Annotated in this window: 13 protein-coding genes; 4 read left to right on the forward strand and 9 right to left on the reverse strand. The window is 56.7% G+C overall.

The annotated features are described in order from the left end of the window. Positions 1–40 precede the first annotated feature (40 nt). Positions 41–1,873, forward strand: a complete 1,833-nt coding sequence (gene ilvD / locus DK510_RS05850) for a dihydroxy-acid dehydratase (RefSeq protein ID WP_108861683.1) — start codon at positions 41–43, stop codon at positions 1,871–1,873. Positions 1,874–1,988: 115 nt separating this feature from the next. Next, a complete protein-coding gene (locus tag DK510_RS05855) occupies positions 1,989–2,438 on the forward strand; it encodes an NUDIX hydrolase (protein ID WP_109311312.1) in 450 nt (149 codons plus the stop codon). Positions 2,439–2,447: 9 nt separating this feature from the next. On the opposite strand, the gene DK510_RS05860 is transcribed toward DK510_RS05855, so the two are convergent. After that, complete coding sequence (locus tag DK510_RS05860) at positions 2,448–3,266, reverse strand: sulfotransferase family protein (protein WP_109311313.1); 819 nt, start codon at positions 3,264–3,266, stop codon at positions 2,448–2,450. A 144-nt stretch (positions 3,267–3,410) separates the two neighbouring features. On the opposite strand from DK510_RS05860, the gene DK510_RS05865 reads away from it, so the two are divergent. Next, complete coding sequence (locus DK510_RS05865) at positions 3,411–4,988, forward strand: DUF5928 domain-containing protein (RefSeq protein WP_109311314.1); 1,578 nt, start codon at positions 3,411–3,413, stop codon at positions 4,986–4,988. 45 nt (positions 4,989–5,033) lie between these two features. Here the strand turns inward: DK510_RS05865 and DK510_RS05870 are convergent, their stop codons facing one another. Continuing rightward, the gene (locus DK510_RS05870) at positions 5,034–6,530 is read right to left on the reverse strand and encodes an aldehyde dehydrogenase family protein (RefSeq protein WP_370246205.1); all 1,497 of its coding nucleotides are present in this window, start codon (positions 6,528–6,530) and stop codon (positions 5,034–5,036) included. 18 nt (positions 6,531–6,548) lie between these two features. Beyond that, positions 6,549–7,655, reverse strand: coding sequence for a saccharopine dehydrogenase family protein (locus tag DK510_RS05875; RefSeq protein WP_109311316.1), 1,107 nt, complete (start codon positions 7,653–7,655; stop codon positions 6,549–6,551). 417 nt (positions 7,656–8,072) lie between these two features. On the opposite strand from DK510_RS05875, the gene DK510_RS05880 reads away from it, so the two are divergent. Further along, complete coding sequence (locus tag DK510_RS05880) at positions 8,073–11,711, forward strand: flavoprotein (RefSeq protein ID WP_109311317.1); 3,639 nt, start codon at positions 8,073–8,075, stop codon at positions 11,709–11,711. Here DK510_RS05880 and DK510_RS05885 read toward each other — a convergent pair. The 6 genes from DK510_RS05885 to DK510_RS05910 form a co-directional block, all read right to left on the reverse strand. Further along, a complete protein-coding gene (locus tag DK510_RS05885; RefSeq protein WP_109311318.1) occupies positions 11,708–12,871 on the reverse strand; it encodes a hypothetical protein in 1,164 nt (387 codons plus the stop codon). The two genes, DK510_RS05880 and DK510_RS05885, sit on opposite strands and share 4 nt — an antisense overlap. 16 nt (positions 12,872–12,887) lie before the next feature. Continuing rightward, entirely contained in the window at positions 12,888–16,151 is a 3,264-nt protein-coding gene (locus DK510_RS05890; protein ID WP_109311319.1) for an adenylate/guanylate cyclase domain-containing protein, read from the reverse strand. Between the two features lie 132 nt (positions 16,152–16,283). After that, positions 16,284–17,993, reverse strand: a complete 1,710-nt coding sequence (locus tag DK510_RS05895) for an ABC transporter ATP-binding protein (protein ID WP_109311320.1) — start codon at positions 17,991–17,993, stop codon at positions 16,284–16,286. A 4-nt stretch (positions 17,994–17,997) separates the two neighbouring features. After that, the gene (locus tag DK510_RS05900; RefSeq protein ID WP_058273051.1) at positions 17,998–18,948 is read right to left on the reverse strand and encodes an ABC transporter permease; all 951 of its coding nucleotides are present in this window, start codon (positions 18,946–18,948) and stop codon (positions 17,998–18,000) included. After that, positions 18,945–19,922, reverse strand: coding sequence for an ABC transporter permease (locus DK510_RS05905; protein WP_109311321.1), 978 nt, complete (start codon positions 19,920–19,922; stop codon positions 18,945–18,947). Before DK510_RS05905 ends, DK510_RS05900 begins: the two co-directional genes overlap by 4 nt. A gap of 173 nt (positions 19,923–20,095) precedes the next feature. Then, positions 20,096–21,661 carry an ABC transporter substrate-binding protein gene (locus DK510_RS05910; protein ID WP_109311322.1) on the reverse strand — a complete coding sequence of 522 codons (1,566 nt, stop codon included), beginning with the start codon at positions 21,659–21,661 and terminating at the stop codon, positions 20,096–20,098. Positions 21,662–21,716: the final 55 nt, after the last annotated feature.

Genomic DNA, 21,716 nt, shown 5'->3' on the forward strand with positions numbered 1-21,716 from the left:
ATCCCGAATATCGCAACCGGGGCAAAAGGGAAACAGCATCATGCCAATGTACCGATCCAGAACCTCAACCCACGGCCGCAACATGGCCGGTGCCCGCGGCCTATGGCGCGCCACCGGTATGGGTGACGACGATTTCGGCAAACCGATCATCGCCATCGTCAACTCGTTCACCCAATTCGTCCCCGGCCACGTGCACCTGAAAGATCTGGGCCAGATGGTCGCGCGCGAGGTTGAGGCCGCAGGCGGTGTTGCGAAAGAGTTCAACACCATCGCGGTGGATGACGGCATCGCCATGGGCCATGACGGGATGCTGTATTCGCTGCCCTCGCGTGAGGTGATCGCAGATTCGGTCGAATACATGGTCAACGCCCACTGCGCTGATGCGATGGTGTGTATTTCGAACTGCGACAAGATCACCCCCGGCATGCTGATGGCCGCGATGCGCCTGAACATCCCGGCCATCTTTGTCTCGGGCGGTCCGATGGAGGCCGGCAAGATCGACATCGCCGATCTGGATGCCAAGAAGATCGATCTGGTTGACGCAATGGTCGCCGCCGCCGACGACAGGTTCACCGACGAACAGGTCCAGCACATCGAAGAGAACGCCTGCCCAACCTGTGGCTCCTGTTCCGGTATGTTCACCGCCAACTCGATGAACTGTCTGGCCGAAGCTCTGGGGCTGGCGCTGCCGGGCAACGGCTCAACTCTGGCCACACATGCGGACCGCAAAGAGCTGTTCCTTGAGGCCGGTCGTCGGATCGTGGAAATCACCAAACGCCACTACGATCTGGACGAAAAAGGCTTCCTTCCGCGCGAAATAGCCACGTTCGACGCCTTTGAAAATGCGATGAGCCTGGATATCGCCATGGGCGGTTCGACCAACACGGTGCTGCACTTGCTGGCCATCGCGCATGAGGGCGAAGTGCATTTCACCATGACCGATATGGACCGCCTGAGCCGTCAGGTGCCGTGTCTGTGCAAGGTCGCGCCCAATACTGAGAATGTTCATATGGAGGACGTGCACCGCGCCGGTGGCATCTTCTCGATCCTCGGTGAACTCAGCCGCGCGGGACTGCTGCACGAAGATTGCAGCACCGTGCATTCGGCGACCATGGGCGAAGCGATTGCCAACTGGGATATCAAGGTCGCCAACAACCCCGCAGCGCAGGATCTGTTCAAGGCCGCGCCCGGCGGCGTACGCACGACGCAGGCGTTCAGCCAGTCGAACCGGTACAAGGAACTGGACACCGACCGCGAAGGCGGTGTGATCCGGTCCAAGGAACACGCGTTCAGTCAGGATGGCGGTCTGGCGGTTCTGTTCGGCAACATCGCGCGCGAAGGATGTATCGTGAAAACGGCAGGCGTTGATCCCAACAGCCTGACGTTCACTGGATCTGCCTATGTCTGCGAAAGCCAGGATCAGGCCGTGAACGACATCCTGACCGGCAAGGTCAAAGAAGGCGACGTGGTGGTGATCCGCTATGAAGGCCCGCGCGGCGGTCCGGGGATGCAGGAAATGCTCTATCCGACGTCTTACTTGAAATCCAAGGGTCTGGGCAAAGCCTGCGCCCTGCTGACCGATGGGCGTTTTTCGGGTGGCACTTCGGGCCTGTCGATTGGCCACGTTTCACCAGAGGCCGCCGAGGGTGGCGAAATCGGGCTGGTCAAGCAAGGCGACAAGATCGAGATCGACATCCCCAACCGGACGATTCATCTGGCCGTGTCTGACGAAGAACTGGCCGCCCGCCGCGAAGAGCAGGACGAAAAGGGATGGGTGCCCGCCGCACCGCGCAAGCGCAAGGTGTCAACCGCGCTCAAGGCCTATGCCAAGCTGGCGACAAGTGCCGCGAAAGGTGCCGTGCGCCAAGTCTGACGAAGCGGTTTCCAAACCACCCAAACTGCAATAACTTCAAAGGTCTCGCTAGTTTGTTTAGCGAGACCTTTTTCTATTGTATTCAACGATATCCATAGCACAATCGGTGAGAAGCATGACATTCTGGCGCCCGCACAAAGGTATCCGTGTCAAAGCCATCGGCTTGCATTGGCGGGGGGACCGCCTTCTTGCTGCTGAAGTCCCAAATGACGACGGTCGCATCAAGGGTGTTCGCCCGTTGGGCGGATCGGTCGAATTCGGCGAAACATGGCATGACGCCCTGAAACGTGAGTTCCGCGAAGAACTCGATGTGACGGTTGAAGTCAGAGGGCAACCGCTGGTGATTGAGAACCTGTACCAGCATGAAGGGCATCAGGGGCATGAGATCATCTTTGTGGCCGAGATTCAGTGCCCCGAGCTTTTGAACTGGCCCGACGCGCCGATTTCATTCACCGAAGACAATGGCCTGAGCTGGACAGCAGGATGGTTCAGTCTGGATGCTCTGGATACCGGCGGCCCAGAGCTATACCCGTCTGGCCTGAAAGAGTGCCTGATCAATCGCTGACTCGTTCGCCTAGTCGCCCAGTTTGGCATGAACTTCGTCCAGATCAATCTCACCGATTGGCATCTTGTTGCCCGGGTTCTCAAAATCGTATTTGAACAACTCGAAATCGTGTTTGTAGATTTCGTAGACCAGATGCATCGAAAGGTCGTCAAAGTAGTCCTCGACCGGATGCGCACGTTTGGGCCCGTGGCCTTCGGATTCATTGAATCGCGGGATTTCGGACAAATTCACAGCGTGCGGTGTCTCTAACCGATCAAGGACACTTTGCATTCCTTCGTTGAACTGCTCAGTCCAGAAAATCTGATCGTACTGCCCACCATTCACGATGAAGGTAGAAACATGCCCGGACATGGCCGACCAGTGAATGTCAGGATCCATCGGGCGGCGCCAGCGGATCGTATCACGTGCAAACAGCAAAAACCGGCGGAAACTGGCGATCTGATCGAACTCACCCTTGCCATCGTCGCCGCCAACTTCGATCCCGTAATTATAGATAAGCGTGGGCACCAAATTGCCCCGATACCGCTTGCCGTTGCGCTGAATGCCGCAGATCTTGTCGAAGAACGAGCTTAGAATTCGGGTGTAGGGGTTGCGCACGCACGTAAAGGCCAGGGATTTGTGATCCCGCACATTTCCCGAGATCTGATCCTGACTTGGACCGAAGGCCCATTTGTGCATCCCGTCTTTTGCGTCATGGATATCACCGTCAAAAAACTGCCCGTGATCGGAATAAAACATGATCTGACCAATGGTCGAACAGGCGCATTTCGGCACCACACGGTAAACCATGCTTTCGCTTTCGGTCATCCATGTACCGGGAAAACCCATCTGCTGTGCCTCCTTTGCTGATCTGGTCTTAGAATTGACGCGCCAGCATTTGAAAACAAAAAACCAAAAATATTCTATTTATTCAATCGCTCATCCTCAGTATCACGGTTGGAAACGGGCAGAAACGGAAAACAATAGGCCAATATGGCAAGAATTGCCTACATATTGCTTTGTCACAAAGACCCTGACGCAATCATCGCGCAGGCCGAGCAACTGACCGCAGCCGGGGATTGCATGGCGATCCACTTTGACGCGCGGGCCAGTGCGGCCGCTTTCGAACGCATTCGCGAGGCTTTGAAAGACAACCCCAATGTCACGTTTGCCAGCAAGCGCATCAAATGCGGCTGGGGGGCTTGGTCACTGGTTCAGGCCACGCTGAACGCCCTGCAGGCCGCTGTGGATGCGTTTCCCCGCGCCACTCATTTCTACATGGTGTCAGGTGACTGCATGCCGATCAAATCGGCTGAGTACATCCACGACTTTCTGAACCAGAACGACGTTGATTTCGTCGAAAGCCATGATTTCCTGGAAAGCAACTGGATCAAGACCGGCATGGTTGAAGACCGGCTGATCTATCGGCACTATTTCAACGAACGCACACAGGCCAAGCTGTTTTACGGGTCGTACAATCTGCAAAAACGGTTTGGTTTGACGCGCGAGATTCCGTCAGATGTTCAGATAATGATCGGCAGCCAATGGTGGTGCCTGCGCCGCAGGACCATCGAAATGATCCTGGATTTTCTGCAAAAGCGCCCGGATGTGAAACGGTTTTTCTCGACCACCTGGATTCCGGACGAGACCTTTTTTCAGACGTTGGTGCGCCATCTGATCCCCAAGACTGAGATCGACAACCGCACTCCCACATTTCTGATGTTCTCTGATTATGGCATGCCGGTGACGTTCTACAACGATCACTATGACTTGCTTCTATCGCAAGATTACCTGTTCGCCCGCAAGATCAGCCCCGAAGCCCATAAACTGAAGGACAGGCTGGGTCAGATGTACGCTACCGAAGGGATGACCTTTCACATCTCGGACGAAGGCCGCAACCTGTACAGCTTTCTGACAGGGCGTGGCCGGGTGGGGCGACGTTATGCGCAGCGGTTCTGGGAGGCGGGCAATTCCTTGGGTCCCGAGCGCGAAGTGTTTCTGATCGTGAGCAAGAAATGGCATGTTGCCAAACGGTTGGTGGACCAGATCGTCTCGGAAACCGACATTCCCTGCGTCGAATACCTGTTCAACGAAGAAGACACTTCTTTGCCTGATCTGGGTGGCATTGAATCGTCTCTGGCCAAGCGCACGCGGCACCGGCGCGCGGTGGCTCGCATGCTGTTTGAAAGCTTTGGTTCCAACAAGCTGGTCTTGTGCGTGGATCCCGCAGATCTGGATATCATTCAGGATTTCTGCTCGGTTCAGGCCCGCAGCCATGTTCTTGAAATCGAGTGCGAGTATTCCGACGACTATCTGATCGGTCACGCTCGCCGGGTTGGGTTGGCCGGGGACAGCAGTCCTCGGGAAACCGTGGCCCGTCTGATCCCGGCGCTGCGCAGTTCACTGGTGCACGAATCCGAATTGATCCGCGAGGCAGAGTTTGACGGATACCTGCGTATCCGCGAGACCAACTCAAATATTGAGAATGAGACCGCGATTGCCGAGTTTCTGGGCGTTTCGCTGGACAAGGCGCAAGCCATCATGAGCCTTGATTATCTTTTTGCCGATTAATCTGAAACGTCCAGCGGCGCTTTAAAGCGCCGCTGGATAACTGGTTCAGATGTCGAACTTGACGCCCTGCGCCAAGGGCAGCTCAGCCGAGTAGTTCACCGTATTTGTCTGACGACGCATATAGGCTTTCCACGCGTCCGAGCCGCTTTCGCGCCCACCGCCAGTTTCCTTCTCACCGCCGAAGGCTCCGCCGATCTCGGCACCTGACGGGCCGATATTGACGTTGGCGATGCCGCAATCCGACCCGGCCGCAGTCAAGAACTGCTCGGCCTCGCGCATGTTCAGGGTAAAGACGCAAGAAGACAGGCCTTGCGGGACGTCATTCTGCAACTCAATCGCGTCATCAAAATCGTCATAACCCATGACATACAGGATCGGCGCAAAGGTTTCGGTTTTAACAACCGCCGTCTGGCCTGGCATTTCGACAATGGCTGGTTCCATATAGACACCGGCAGGTACACCATCGGTCACGCGACGACCGCCATGCACGGTGCCACCTTCGATCTTGGCGGCTTCAAGCGCAGCGGTCATTGCCGTGCCCGAGGCTTCGTCTACCAACGGGCCAATCAACGTGCCTTCGACCAGCGGGTTGCCGATGGGCAAGCCCGCATAGGCCTTTTTCAAACGGCCCACTAACTCCTCGCGGATCGAGTTATGTACGATCAGGCGGCGCAGCGTGGTGCAGCGCTGACCGGCCGTACCGACGGCCGAGAACACAACCGCACGGACAGCCATTTCCAGATCGGCCGAAGGACCAACGATCATCGCGTTGTTGCCACCCAGCTCCAGAATGCACTTGCCAAAGCGTTGCGCCACGATGGGGGCCACGGCGCGACCCATACGGGTGGACCCTGTGGCCGAGATAATCGGAACGTTTTCGCTTGCGACCAAGGCCTCGCCCAGCGCCGCACCGCCGATCAGGGTTTGCAGCAGGTTGTCCGGCGCATCGCCAAACCGGGCCAGCGCGCGTTCAAAAATCTTCTGACAAGCCATCGCGGTCAGCGGAGATTTCTCGGACGGCTTCCAGACCACCGGATCACCGCAAACCAGCGCCAGTGCCGCATTCCACGACCAAACCGCAACCGGGAAGTTGAAGGCCGAGATCACTCCGACCGGACCTGCCGGATGCCACGTCTCCATCATCCGGTGACCCGGACGCTCGGACGCAATGGTCAGACCATACAATTGACGCGAAAGACCAACCGCAAAGTCGCAGATGTCGATCATCTCCTGCACTTCGCCCAGACCTTCCGAGGTGATCTTGCCAGCCTCCCAACTGACCAGAGCACCCAGATCGTCCTTGGCGGCGCGCAGTTCCTCTCCCAACAGGCGGATCAGCTCACCCCGGCGCGGGGCCGGTACTGTCCGCCATTCTTTGAACGCCGTTTTAGAACGGGCAAAGATGGCGTCCATGTCGGCAACAGGTGTTTCGTGCACGTCGGCCAACACGCTGCCATCAATTGGAGACGTCACTTTGAGCGTGCCGCCGGTCAGTTCGGCCTCGGTCAGATCCAGATTGGCGAGGGTTGTTTGGGCTGTCATCACGATGTCTTTCATATCTCAGGCCGCCTTGTTCTGTTCGGTTACGTCGCCGGCGCGATAGAGCCGGCCAAATTCGGTGTTCAGGAAATCGGACAGGTTCACCTGTTCCTGCCGGACAAACCCTTTCGCAGGCAAAGCACCTGTCCGCATTAGATCGACGACGCCTAGAACGCCTGCGGCCGTGGTGACCTGTATAGCGCTCCAGACCTGTCCGTTGATGGTGCGGGCAAAGCTCTTGTTGATCAGGGATTTCTCGCGCAGCGCGCCGTCGATCATGCCTTTTGCGGTGCAATAGACCAGCACCACATCCTGATCGGTGCGCGGCAGTGCGGTCTCAAAAATGTCCTTCAAAAGATCGCGGCGGTGTTCCAGACCCAGGTCTTTGAGAAGCAATTTCAGGATATCGCAATGGCCCGGATACCGGATCGAACGGTAAGACACGGCCCGCGCCTTGCCGTCCAGCGTTTCGGGTAACGTTCCCAACCCACCAGAGGTGTTGAAGCATTCGTACTCCACCCCGTCATGGCCAAGCAGCTCATAATCCTCCAGCGGAGCGGTCTTGACCCGTTCACCATTCACAATGGCATCGCAAGGGTTGCAGTATTCGTTGATCAACCCGTCAGTGGACCAGGTCAGATTGTATTTTAGCGCGTTGGTCGGATAGAGCGGCAGCGCCCCCACCCGCATGTGCAGGCTGTCAATTTCACCAAATTCCGCTGCCAGCGATGCCCCTGCAATACCGACAAAACCCGGTGCCAGACCGCATTGCGGCATGAACGCCGTATCGCTGCCTTGTGCCAAGTCACGCACCGCATTGGTCGCGGCGACGTCTTCCGTCAGGTCAAAATAGTGTGCGCCAGCGGCCTTGGCCGCTTTGGCAATTTTCGGCGTCAGAAAGAATGGGGCCGCCGAGACTACGGCATCGAACCCACCCAGGCCTTCGGTCAGTTGCGCTTCGTCTCTCACATCGATTTGCCGGGTCGAAATGCCCTGCTTGTTCAATGCTGATAACGCAGCCAAATCCCGGTCGGCCACTGTGACCGAGTAATTGGCCGATGACTTCAGCAAGGTCGCGATCATCTGACCGATCTTGCCTGCTCCGATGACACAAATGTTCCAGCTCAAAACGCGCCTCCTCTTTCGTTTTTGAAAGTATGAGGCCGCTTCTGTCCGAAACGCAGGGGCAATCTTGACGAAATCGTGGTTATGCTTGTCATATTGACAGGATTTTTGTCAATTCGTCGTACCACCTGTGCGAGCCTCAGCGCTCGGCGGCACGATGAACGACATGATCACCCTATGGCTGCAACGCAATTGGCCCAATCAACAACGCCAGTGATTTTTATATTCAGATATTATACAGTACGCTCAATTGGATCCTTTTGTTCGCGCATATCAATGTGTTCAATCGGTCCGCCCAGCGCGGGAAATTACGTCAGGCCGGTTTTCTATTCCGTATGACCGATGGGTGCCTGACCCAAAAACAAGCTTCTGCGTTGGGTCTTTGACAATTTTCACGGCGAAGTTCAGGGGGGACAAGACGTGCCTAAAGATCCAATTGAAAGCTCTCAATCATTCAATCCATCCCAAGACGATCTGAAATTGATAGACGAGGTCCTGCCATCCAAGGATCCATCAGTCATTCATTCGAAATTCGAGTTCTACGAAGTATCCGAAGAGATGGTCCTGCCCTCTGAAGGTATGTTCGTGGTCCTTGGCGGCATGGTTCAGCTCCGGCAGGACAAGGCGGTTCTGGCGACCGCAGACACCGGGGACTATTTTTACGAAGAGCATCTCGAAATCGAGGACATTCCCGTCAGTCTTCAGGCGCTGGCCACTCCGGGCACCCGATTGGCCTATCTGCCCAAACACCAATGGAAGGCAATCCCGAAAAAGATCAAAGATGCCTGTGAAGATACGCTGTTTGGCGATCTGGTCAGTGTGCATCTGAAGAACTATCAACAGCCGATCAATTGCTGCAGCGTGACCGCTGCAGCCCTTAGCATGTCGGCGCTTGGATTCAGCTACGAAGTCAACGACATCTTTCGCGAATGCGGCTTACCGACCTCGTTTGTCGTAAACGACGGAATATCGCTGGGCGAACTTTTCGATGTTGCCTGCACATTCATCCATACCCAGGACCTGCGCGATGTCATTCAGGTGCAGGCCTATTTCATGGATGAGGCCACGACATCCGTGGATCTGCTGCTTGAGGCAATAGACGAATCCAATCGGCTGGGTGGAAAGAACGATATCCTTGTGGCGAATTTTCAAGTCGGTGTCGCACATGGCAAGGAGAACATGCCGGGCGGCCATTTTGCCATTATCGCAAAGTGCAACCCAAGCACCGGCCTTGTGCATATGATGGACGTTCACCCGGAAAAGTACGGCAAGCTATGGGTAACAACCATTGATCGACTGTGGGCCGGGATGACCGACCGCGATGGAACATCGATGCGATCACGGGGAATGCTGCGGTTTTCGGCGCTAGACGCTGTCAAAACATACCTGCAAACCCTGAAGCAGGACTGCAATTATGTCGACAGTACGCAATACCTAGCCAAGGACCCCAAAAAGCGGCGCAACCTGTTCCGGCGGGCCAGCCCGAACATGAATTCGATGGGCGTTCTTGCCGAAAGCCTGGCCATCCTTGGGGATGAACAGGTTGACGAAGACAAACTGCTGAGGGCAACGCAAACCGATTTGGCCGAAGCGCTTAGTCGTGTGTCGACAGCCCGGGAAATGCACGCCATGGCGCAACGGTACCTCAGTCAGGAACCGGACGTGCATCTGGGCAGCACTTTCCGCAGCTACGCCAAACGTTCGGACAAAAACGTCAGTTCACCCGAAGACTGGTTCCACCACCAATTGCAAAGTCTGAACGAACACAAAGATCTTCGTCATCTGATGATCAATATCGATTTCAATAAAGTCCTGGGGTCTGAGGTCATACGCCCCCCTAAGAATGCGTTCCGTGAAACGGCCCTGTTGGAGGAGTTCTGGTGCCTGTGTATCGCTTATAAAGAGGCAACCGATATGGTGACGGTTGTGGACATGAGCCCCGCAACCTCACAGGTATGGCAGGCACCGCGCGGGCATTTGTTCCGCGGCCTTCGGGACCTCAAGGACCCGGCCTTGCTCGTGATCGAAAAACAGGACCCACCCGAAGACCCCAGCGACGTAGACCAGATCGTCAAAAACAACCCACTTGTTCTGTTTTATGCGGATGAAGACCCCTGGTCCTACATGCTGCGCAGTATCCTGGCCAATATCGGCATCACCGACATCAAGCTGATTGATGTCGAGGGGCACGGTGCAAATGTCATGAAAATGCGCCGGCAACTGATCGCCCGAACCGGCAAGGAAACCGTTCCGTATCTGTTTTTCAATGGCGTTTGTCTGGGCCGGCGAAACGACATCGTGGACAGTATCCTGAAAGGTGAATTTCAGAAGGACGTGGAAAAGGCCGGGTTGCCGGTTCTGCTGCGTCATGAATCCCCCAGCCTGGACAAGAACATCTTTGGGTACCCCAAGGGTGGGCTGACAGATGCCCCCAGCGAAAAGCGCAACGTATTGCTGTGTGCTTGCGGATCATCGGCGGCGGACAAGGTGCCGCAACTGGTGAAGAAAATCACCGATGCTGGCCACAATGTGAAACTGATCCCTTCAGTGTCCGCTGAAAGGTTCTTTCGCGATATTGAGATTGAAGCGGATGTCGAGATTGAAAGGGGGTATGAGCCCGAGAAGGTCGAGGACTATATCTCTCACAACGACTATTACCGCGACGACGACGAATGGAACTTCCGCTACACCAAGTTCGGCATGCCGCTGCGCGCCTCGCATCTTGCGTTGTGTGACTGGGCCGATTGCGTGATCGTGGCACCCGTGACCTGCAATACAATGGGCAAGATCGCAAATGGGATTGCCGACAACCTTTTGACCTCGGTCTTTGTCGCCTGGCAGTACCGGAACAAACCGGCGATCCTTTGCCCGGCGTGTAACACCAACATGTGGAACAACGTCACAACCCAAAGGAATGTCGAAAAGCTGCGCGATCTGGGTGTTGATCTGGTCGGTCCCCGCAAAGGGCGGCTGTCGAACGGCATGATGGGGATCGGTATGATGGCCACCCCGGACCAGATTATGGAAGTTCTGGACGAAGCGTTCGAGGAACTAGCCGATCAGGAGCACAACATCTGCAAATGGGCGCAAGAAGCCGCAGCTTCGGATGAGTTCGCGCAATGGCGCCGTGTTTTCGACGCGATTGAAAACGGGATGGCCGGGATCGACATCGTGGATGAGCACAATGGCGATACGCTGTTGCATTACGCAGCTGGCGGCGAAGGTGAGTTGCATGAAAACGGAAAGGGCTTGGGCAAACCTGACATTGAGGCCGCGCAAGAGCTGATACGGCGCGGTATCAACGTGAATGCGACCAACGACCATGGGTTTACCAGCCTGCACGTGGCGGTGATGAACAACTCGGTTGATATGGTCAAAACACTGTTGGCCTCAGATGGCATTGACGCAAGTTCGTGCATCCACTTCCTGCAAAGCCCCAAAAACGCCGAGGACGTCAATGAAGCCAAAATCTCGAATGAAGTGCTGGCCATGCTGGATGACTGGGCCAACAGCCACACGCTTGCAGAGATCGAGGAAGAGAGCGAAGACGATGTCGTAGATGACCGTGAACGTACCTATCTCTACTTTACCTATGGCTCGTTGAAGAAAGGCTTCCCGAACCATGAGGCCCACACAGACGTGCTGGATGATTTCGTCGGCAAGGCCGTGACCCGACAGCGAATGCCCCTGATCGTGCCGCATGAGCCGCATTGCGACAATCCGAATTGTGGTTACCTGCATCGGATGGCCACGCTGGTCGACCAGAAAGGCCGTGGCAAACCGATCCACGGAGAGGTGTATCGGGTGACTTCGTCCGGTATGAAAGAACTCGACAAGCTCGAAGGTTTTCACGGACCCGGATCACCCGAGAACGTCTACGTCCGTAAGCGGATCAACGTGCTGATCGAGGGCGTAATGAAACCAGCATATGCCTATGTGATCGCGCAGCCCACCAAGTATCTGGATCAGTTGGAGAAGGGCGCAGCCGGGGTTGTAGGGGAATACACGCTGGACATGGCCACAGGCACATTAAAACCCGGGTGGCAGCCGCCCGCCTAGTTTTGAACCTGTATCCCGACCTCATCCTTAGGGCTGTCCTTGAGGCTGAGGTTATAGGCCGTGATGATCACCATGCACGACAGGACAAAGGGCCAGAAACAGGCCTTGGGAATCAGGTTGTCTTTATAGTGGATGAACCACAGGGACGGCACGGCCTCGGCTGCAAAGAAGTAGGTGTTTACCGACACTGCCAGCAGCAGGAAATACATCAGGAAAAAGAACGATTCCATGTAGATCACAGGCGATCCGGCGAAACCTTCACGCAATTGTACATGCGCCAGCAGGATCACGAAAAACAGGACTGAGCAGGTGCCGATAACGCTGGACGTACTGAAATCGTGCCGTTCCACCAGATTGGGGCGTCGCGTGACTGTCATGACGGCCCCGAACAGCAGCATCGTCACAACAATCAAGGGGATCATGTGGACGATAAAAGCATTCGCAAAGTTCCGTTTGATGACGAAATTATAGTGCAGCTCAGGCAGGTTGGTCTGATATTCGTTCTTGCCGATGCCAAGGGTCGTATCCAGATCGGACAACCGGTAGTCGAAATAGGTGTTTTCACGCTCCCACGTTCCCATGACGATCCGGTTGTCGATGCCGAAGATATCGTTCGGCCCCGTGGCCGGATAGGCCGAAAAGTCAGGGATTAGAGCCACATTTACGTCAAACTCGCCCGGCCAGAAACGGACCCAGACGGTTTTGTGGTCAAACGGATAACTGGTATAGTCAAAGGCCTGGCGCAAGGTCTGTTCAAAATACCAGCCGATCAACTCGGACCCGCCCTGATCTATTCTGTAGGCTTCTTCAATCAGGCCACTCGCTGCCTCGGCAGCTTCCGGCAGGATGAACCCCACTTCGCCTTCTGCTGGTTTGATGGCGTCATGCACACCGTCCTCATAATGCTGCCAGATATAGCCGCTGACATGCACATCACTGGCACCGGTAAAACTGAAGGATTTGATAAATATGCCAGTTTTGACCTGATAGCTTGGCAAACTTGGAAGGTCTTGCAAGTAAGCGTCGACCGACGCCTGATCTGGCAGTTGCGTCGGGTCCTCGTCGAAATGGTTCAGTTCAATCCAGAGTTTGAACAGAACAACGGCCAGACCCAGAGTAACAAAACCCGAGATCAGCCAGACTTTCTTTTCTATGCTCATTCAGCCCCTCACCTGATTAGTCCAGCGGCCCGACCAGCGATTGTTTGATGCCCAGGTTCTGAAACCGCGCCCTCAACTCATCGAACGCTTCATGTGCCGTCAAAGGAATGCCCCAACCCCCACATTCAGCCAGTGTTCGAGCCTGCAAGATCGACAGATCGACCATCGGCAAGGGCTCATCCGCTGTGAAATCGGCCAAGGCATCTGCGTACCGCGTGGCTTCGTCCCACTGCTTGCGCGCCAGCATGACAGCAGCAGCGTCCGTATAGAAATGCAGGTGGCTATGGCCAACGCAGCCTTCGGCGATGATCTTCTCGCCTAGCTTTAAGTTTTCATCCTGCGCAGTTGGGTCCACTTCGGCCATGGCCAAAGCTGACAGCGCTTTTGGTCCGACAAAATTCCGACCGTGCTCAAGGGCAATGTCGACCGCGCGGCGACCGGTTTCGCGCGCCTGTTCCAGTTGCCCGGCATAGACATGCGTGCGGGCAAGATGTTCAAGCGCCTGCGCCTCAAGGCGTTTTGCACCAACACGGTTTGCGATCTCGGCAGACAGGGTAAAGACGTCCAGCGCCTGATCTATTTCCCCTAAGAAAGTGTGCGCGACGCCCAAACAGGTCTGCGCCACGCATTCCGGAACAAAGGCAAAATACTTCTGTGACACCTCAATGGCTTCCTGCGCATCCAGCTTTCCTTGTGCCACATCGCCGGTATAGCTGCGCGCGACGCTCAGATTGTGCAGGTTTGCGGCTAAATCGCGGACCAAACCCTTTTCCCGCGCCCGTTCGACCGCCTGCGTGTAGAACCCCGTTGCGGTCTGCATCGTGGCATTCATGAAATTGGCGTCGCCAAATCCACTGAGCGCGCCAACTTCAAGTCGTGCGGATTCAAGCTTTCTGGCCAGTGTTAGAGCCTTTTCATTACTCTCAAGCGCCTTTGTCACCTGCCCCAGCGGGAAGTATACATTGCCGCGCACATAGTTGATCTGGGCGATGTCGCGGTCAGACCCGCAGCGTTCTGCGGCTGCCTCGGCAATGTCCAGACTTTCCAGTGCTTCCTGGTACAGGCTGGCCTGCCGCGCAGCCTGCGCCAGGCCGATTTGTGCGCGGCAGATTTGTTCATCCGTTTCGGCCAGTTCTGCGGCCTCTTTGAATTCACGCAGGGCATCATTGGACAGACCTTGCAGCCGGTGCGTCTCACCCCGGGCGCAGAACAGATCAAAGCGAACCCCTGCGGGTGCTGGCAGTTCCAGCCCCCGTTCGATCAACGGGCTGGCATCGTCGAACTGAAAAACCTGTATCAGCTTGTCCGCGGCTTCCAGATAAGCCTGGGCCGCATGGGTTGCACCCGCGCGATCCAGATGCTGTGCCCGCAGGGTGGCGTCACGGTCCTCAAACCAACTCGCGGCCTGACGATGCAGGCGCGCGCGTTCAGATTTCACCAAAGTTGCATAAGATCCGTCGCGGATCAGCGCGTGGGCAAACATCAGATCGGCCTCAGCCTCGCGGATCAGGGCAGAGCGGATCAGGGTCGAGGTATCCAGATGCCCTTCACCCAGAACAAAATTCAAAACTTCGGGCGAGAACCTCTGCCCCAGCACGGATGCCGCCTGAATCGACGTTCGGCTGGTCCGGTCCAGCGAATCCAGACGGGACTGAACAATGCCCTGAATGCTGCCGGGAACGGATTCCTGTTTCAGCACATCGATATTGCGCAATAACTGTTCAAGAAACAGCGGATTGCCCCCGGCGCGTTTCACGCAGGCGTCTAACAGTTCCGGGTCGATCCCGGTGAACTCTTCGACCAGTTGTCGGGCTTGTTCGTCCCCTATTGGCGCCAGTTCCAGCTTGGATATCAGGGCACCATCCGTCGCAAGTTGCCATTCGCGGTCGATCGGATCGCCTTCCACGCGGCTGGTCATTAGCAACACGCAGGGCAGATTGCGCGTCATCGCCGCGATATGGGCGCAAGCTGTCAGGATCTCGGGTGAAGCCCAGTGGATATCCTCGATATGGATCAACAAAGGCGTTTCCTGGCTGCGGGCCGAAATCAGGTCGTCGATGACCTGACGCCGCCCCCGCAGACGGGTTGCATTGTCCATCACCGCATAGACCTCGGCCAGACCGGGGTCTTGTTCAAGCTCAAGCAGCGCATTCAGATGCGCGGCATTCGCCGCTGTCACCCAACCCTTGCTAATTGCCTCCTTCGCGACAGATGCGCAGGTTTCCGTATCATCCGTCGGATCCAGCCCCAGAATACTGCGTGTCACGGATTGGATGGCTGAATGCCCCTCGCGCGCGCCGAAATCCATGACCACACCATTGTGGACGGAATAGGACAGGCTGTCGGCCAACTCAGCCACCTGTTCGGACAGGTGCGTTTTGCCAATACCCGGCTCGCCCAGTACGATATGGACTTCACCCTTACCGTGCCGCTGGCATCGATCAAACGTTGCCGAAAATAGGGACAGCTCTCGTTCGCGGCCCACAAAGCGATGCCTGCGCGACCGGATGTTGCGCGCCATCCGGTCCAGCCGCCACAGCTCAACCGGATCACCAAGGCCTTTGATCGCCTTTTCGCCCATCGACTCACCGACAAAAAGCGGCCCTAACGCACGCTGAATGTCATGTGAAACCAAAGTTTCCCCCGGCGCCGCCATGTCGGTGATGCGCGAGGCCAGGTTCACACCATCACCTGTCACAGTGTATTCCGTATGGGCCTGACTGCCTGTCGTACTGGCAATGACCTGTCCTGATGCAATCCCGATATGGCAGGTCAGCGGCGGGTTCAATCCGGGCAGATCCGTGTGAATTTCCAGCGCGGCCCTCGCGGCCCGTTCGGTATCGTTCGTGTGCGAGATCGGCGCGCCGAAGACGGCCATGACCGCATCGCCAATATGCTTGTCGATCCGGCCACCGTATTTTTCGACGACCTTGTCCACCCTTGTGAAAAATGCGTTGAGCAGCGCGTGCATGTCTTCGGCATCCAGTTCGCTGGTCAACCGGGTAAATCCGGTCAGATCGGCGAACATGACCGTCACCTGTCGCTTCGCAGGCTCCAACGATTCCTCACGCTGAAATGGCGGGGCGGTTTCGAACGTCTCAAGCTCGGCAATCGCGCGCAAAAGCCGCCGACGGTCGCCGACAGCAGTGACTCCGATTTCGATCAGGTCTTCACCCGTCAAATCGGGTAAAATTCCAAAATCAATTTTGTTATCCAAAAAGGCTTGCGCGTAGTCAGATAATCCAAGTGCGCTTAGCCAGTCCCTAAGGTCCTGAGACATTTCGCCCCTCTGAAGCCCCCAACTCCAAAGACAGACGTAGCACAACAGACCCGCATGAGTCTGCAAAGTTTGAATATTTTAATGTATATGCACACCCAATTGCCCGCGTGACGGGCAATTGGGTCTTTGGAACTAGATCTCGGCCTCTAGCCCATCCGTCGACAGATCGTCCAGTTTCGGCATCAACCGCAGCAGCTCGCTTGCATATTCGGTCTGCGGATTGGCGAAGAGTTCGTTGGTTTCCTGAAGTTCAACCACCTTGCCCTGCTTCATCACGGCCACCCGGTCGCACATCTGACGCACCACCGGCAGGTCGTGGCTGATGAACAGCAGCGTCAGGCCCAGATGTTCCTGCAGGTCTTTCAGGATGTTCAGGATTTGCGCCTGAATTGACACGTCCAGGGCGCTGGTCGGTTCGTCACAGATCAGGAACCGCGGTTGCGTTGCCAGCGCGCGGGCAATCGAGATCCGCTGTCGCTGACCGCCCGAGAACTCGTGCGGGTATTTCAGCCCGGCTTCATGGCCCAGCCCGACCTGATCCAACAGCTCGTCCACACGGCGCTTGATGTCGGACCCTTCCATCAGCTTATGATGGCGGATCGGTTCGGCCACGATATCGTCAACCCGCATCCGGGGGTTCAGCGACGAATAAGGGTCTTGGAAGATCATCTGGATGTTCTTGCGGTAGGCATCCAACGCGGCCCTGTTGGTCAGATCACTGACCACCTGCCCCTCAAAGGTGATCGTACCGCCATCAACCGGGTACAGCCCCGCGATCATCCGCGCGATGGTAGACTTCCCAGAGCCGGATTCACCGACCACCCCGAATACCTCACCCGCACGAATGTCAAAGCTGACATCGTCAACGGCAGTGAAATAAGTGCGGTCCCACGGCAGCAGGCCTTTGCGCTGCAGGAACTTCTTGGTCAGATTGCGGATTTCGAACACCGGTTTGCTGGTGTCGTTGTCCACCTTGGGCCAGTGCCGGGCCATATCTTCGATAGCAAAACGGGTCTCACGTCCGCCATAGCTGATCTGCGGGAAACGGTGCAGTTTCAGAGTCGGGCGCGGAACAGCGGCGATCAGTGACTTGGTGTATTCGTGCGCGGGCTGACCCATAACCTGAGACGTCGGGCCGGTTTCCACCACCTTGCCCGCATACATAACCGTCACCTTATCCGTGGTATCCGCGATCACGCCCATGTCGTGAGTGATCAGGATAACGCCGACCTGCCGTTCCAACGCCAGCTCTTTGATCAGGTCTAGAATCTGCGCCTGAACGGACACGTCCAGCGCCGTGGTCGGTTCATCCGCGATAATCACGTCCGGCTCGGTGCACAGCGCAAGAGCGATCACAACACGCTGCCGCATCCCGCCCGAGAACTGGTGCGGATATTGGTCCAACCGCGTGTCCGGGTCGGGAATGCCCACCCGGTCGATCAGATCACGGGCACGCTGGTTCGCCTCGGCATCCGTTCCGCCCAGATGGGCCTGGATCGTCTCGGTCAGCTGTTCGCGCACGGTAAACAGCGGGTTCAGCGAGGTCAGAGGATCCTGGAAGATCATCGAGATTTTCTTGCCACGCAGGCCGCGCATTGCGACAGCATCCAGACCGCTGATCTGGTCGCCGCTCAGCTTGATGGTGCCGCTGGCAATCCGGCCGGGCCGGTCCAGCAGACCCATGATGGCCGCTCCGATTGTGGATTTGCCCGCACCAGATTCGCCCACCAGACCGTGGATCTCGCCCGGTTCAACGGACAGGTCCACGTGGTCCACGGCGGTAAACAGTTGGCGGCGCGTCGGGAATTCGACCGTCAGGTCGTTGATCGTCAGAAGGCTCATGTTATCACCGCAGCTTGGGGTTCAGCGCGTCGCGCAGCCAGTCGCCCAGAAGGTTGACAGACAGGGCCAGCGCCAGAAGGGTACAGGCCGGGAAGAACAGGATCCACCACTCACCCGAGAACAGGAAGCCCTGTCCGATACGGATCAGTGTTCCCAGCGACGGTTGGGTCGGCGGTGCACCGACACCCAGAAAGCTGAGCGTTGCCTCGGCGATAATCGCCAGCGCCAGCGAGATCGTGGCGATCACCAGAACCGGGCTGAGGACATTGGGCAGTATGTGGCGGAACATGATCGGAATTGGCCCGCGCCCGATCAAACGGGCGGCCTGTACGTATTCCTTGTTCTTTTCCACCAGCGCAGCGCCGCGTACGACCCGCGCAAATTGCACCCAATCAGACAGGGCAATTGCGATGATAAGAACATAAATCGCCATTTCGTTGCGGTATTCAGGAGGCGTGACGCCCTTGGCGATACCAAAGATGAGCATCGCAACCAGAATGGCCGGGAAGGTCAGCTGCACATCGGCAATCCGCATGATGAGCGTCTCGACCCAACCGCCAAAATACGCTGCAACCAGCCCAAGGATGACACCTATGATCAGCGCCAGCATCACGGCTGACACGCCGACAAACAATGAGATGCGCATGCCATATAGAATGGTCGAGAATACGTCGCGTCCCTGATCGTCGGTCCCCAAAAAGAAGGTTTCCTGCGTAAAGGCATTGGGCGTGCCCGGCGGCGTAAAGCCGTTCATCAGGTTCAGCGATGCCGGATCGAACGGATTATAAGGTGCGATGACCGGGGCAAAAACGGCAGCCAGCAAAAGGATCAGCACCACCAGTGAGGCGATCAAGGCGACCGGAGAATGCCGGAAGGACCACGCAAAATCGCTGTCCCAGAACTTGGCAAATCGCGATTTGGTGGGGGCGGTCGGGGTTTCGATGGTATCGGTCATGTGGCCCTCGCGTCGACACGCAGGCGCGGGTCAATGGCATAATAAAGAAGATCGACGATCAGGTTGATCGAAACGAACATGACCGAAATCAACATCAGATAAGCGGCCATGACAGGGATATCGACAAACTGGATCGCGTTGATGAACAGCAGGCCAACGCCAGGCCACTGGAACACCGTCTCGGTGATGATGGCGAACGCGATGATCGAGCCCAACTGAAGACCGGTGATCGTGATCACGGGAACCATAGTGTTCTTCAGCGCGTGGCGGAAGTTGATCACCCGGTCCGACAAACCGCGAGCGCGTGCAAACCGGACATAATCGGCGCGCAACACCTCAAGCATTTCCGACCGGACCAGGCGCATGATCAGGGTCATTTGATAGAGGCCCAGCGTAATCGCGGGCAGGATCAGCGCCTTGAGGCCAGAGGCCGTCAAGAAGCCGGTGGACCAGTTGCCAATCATAACGGTCTCGCCCCTCCCGAAGCTGGGTAAGAGGTCTAACTCAACCGAGAAAATGTAGATAAGTAAGATCCCGATCAGGAAGGTCGGCAGGGACACCCCGATCAGGGAAACGGTCATGATGACATTGGCAGCAATCCCTTGTCGTCGGATGGCTGTGAACACGCCCAGCGCAATCCCCATGGTAATTGCCAGAAAGCCGGAAACGAAAGCCAGTTCCAGTGTGGCCGGCGCGCGCTCGGCTATGATGGTCGAGACAGGACGTCCCTGACGATAAGACACACCGAAATTGCCTTGAACGGCATTTTTCAGAAACTTGTAGTACTGAACCGGAAACGGCTGATCCAGCCCCAGTTCAGCCCGCAGCCGGTCGATATCGGCTTGCGTACGCTCCTGACCTAGCATGTTGTCGATCGGATCGCCGACAAACCGGAACATAGAAAATGCGACCAGGCCCACGACCAGCAGTACGATCACGGATTGGAGCATCCTTCGGACGATATATGCGAACATTCACTTTCCCCATTGATCCGCTTCTCTATGCACGGGTCGGCTAATTGGTCAAGGTATCGCTAACGGGATGGTATCAGAGCGATCCTTATTTCCTGCGTCTTTGATTTTAAGCAGGGTACGATGCGGATTGGCGGTGCCTAACCGGCCCTCGCCAATCCAATGTTCAGGCGTTTTCAGTTCACGGTCACCCAGCGCAGCAAAAAGAAGTTATCCGGGCGCTGCGTCAGCTCGACATTGCTGCGCGTTCCCCAGACCAGAGGCTGCACATACATGGGCACATAGACCTGTTCGTCCTGAATGATCTTGGCCACTTCATCCAGCATGGCCTGACGCTTGGTCTCATCCAGCTCGGACTGGATGGCGGGCAACAACTCATCCACGCGTGCGTTCGAGAAGCCGCCGAAATTCCAGCTGCCCAGCTTTTTCTCTTCGTTCGGGGTCGCGACAAGGAACCGAACAGGGTGTTCGGCGTCAAATGTGCCCGGGCTCCAACCCAGCAGATACATATCATAGTTATCTTCACGCAGCTCGGGCCAGTAATTGCGCACAGGCATCGCTTCCAGCTCAGCCGTGATCCCGATCTGGGCCAGCATGCTGACCACAGCCTGACAGACGGCTTCGTCATTGAGGTAGCGGTCATTGGGACATTTCAGCCCGAACGAAAACCCATCGGCGTAGCCTGCCTCGGCCAGCAGAGCCTTGGCACCCTCAACGTCAAATGCGGGACGTTCGGCATGGGCCGCAGAATAGCCGCTCATGGCCGGGCTCACCAATTGCGAGGCCGCTTCGGCATTGCCGCGCATGATGGTGGCCAGAATGGCATCGACATTCACGGCCTGCGCCACTGCCTTGCGCACGCGTGGATCGCGGAACGGGTTAGGCTTGCCCTCATCGTCGGTGTATTTCAGCGTCTCAGCCTCGTGGTCAAAGCCCAGCATGATCACGCGCGCCTCGATTCCCTTGATGACCTCGACATCACTGTCTTCTTGCAGGCGCGCGACGTCCTGGATTGGCACCGGGTTGATCATATCCACATCTCCCGACAACAGTGCCGCAACAGCGGTCGCAGGGTTCTGGATCGGGTTAAACTCGGCGCGCGTGATATTGTGTTCGACGTCGCCCCACCAGCCCGCATGAGGTTCCAGTACGGTTTTCAGGCCAGGCTCACGCTCGGTGACCTTGAAGGCCCCTGTGCCATTGGCGTTGATCGTCGCATAATTTCCGGCTTCTTTGTCCGGCACGATGGCATCATTGGCCTCGGTCCAGCCCTGATCCATGATCATCCAGTTGGCAATCGAAGACGGGAACAACGGGTTCGGCGCGGTCGTCATGATATCGACAGTATAATCGTCGACCACGATCACCTCACTGACAGGCGCAAACCAGCTGCGGGTATCCGCGGCCTCACCCGAGGCGCGCTGATAGCTGAACAGAACGTCCTGCGCATCAAAGGTACTGCCGTCGTGAAAGGTCACGCCCTCACGCAGCTTGAAGCGCCAGCCGTCGCCTTCGCCAATCGGCTCCCAGCTGACGGCCAGGGCGGGCTGAACGCTCATGTCCTTGTCGCGCCGGACCAGCCCTTCATAGACGTTATTGAGAAATCCCAGAACCGGGGCCGAGTTGACCGCGTGCGGATCCATGGTTTGCGGGTCGGTGGTCGAGGCCCATTTGAATTCTGCGGCCTGAATACTGGTGGCAGCCAGCATCGCAAGGCCAATGGCGCTGTTCCTGAGGATCATTGTTATGTCTCCCTGTTTCTGTGGTCGAGTTTTCTTGGTTTTTGCCGCATGCGCA

Source organism: Ruegeria sp. AU67 (assembly GCF_900312795.1).
Classification (GTDB): Bacteria; Pseudomonadota; Alphaproteobacteria; order Rhodobacterales; family Rhodobacteraceae; genus Ruegeria; species Ruegeria atlantica.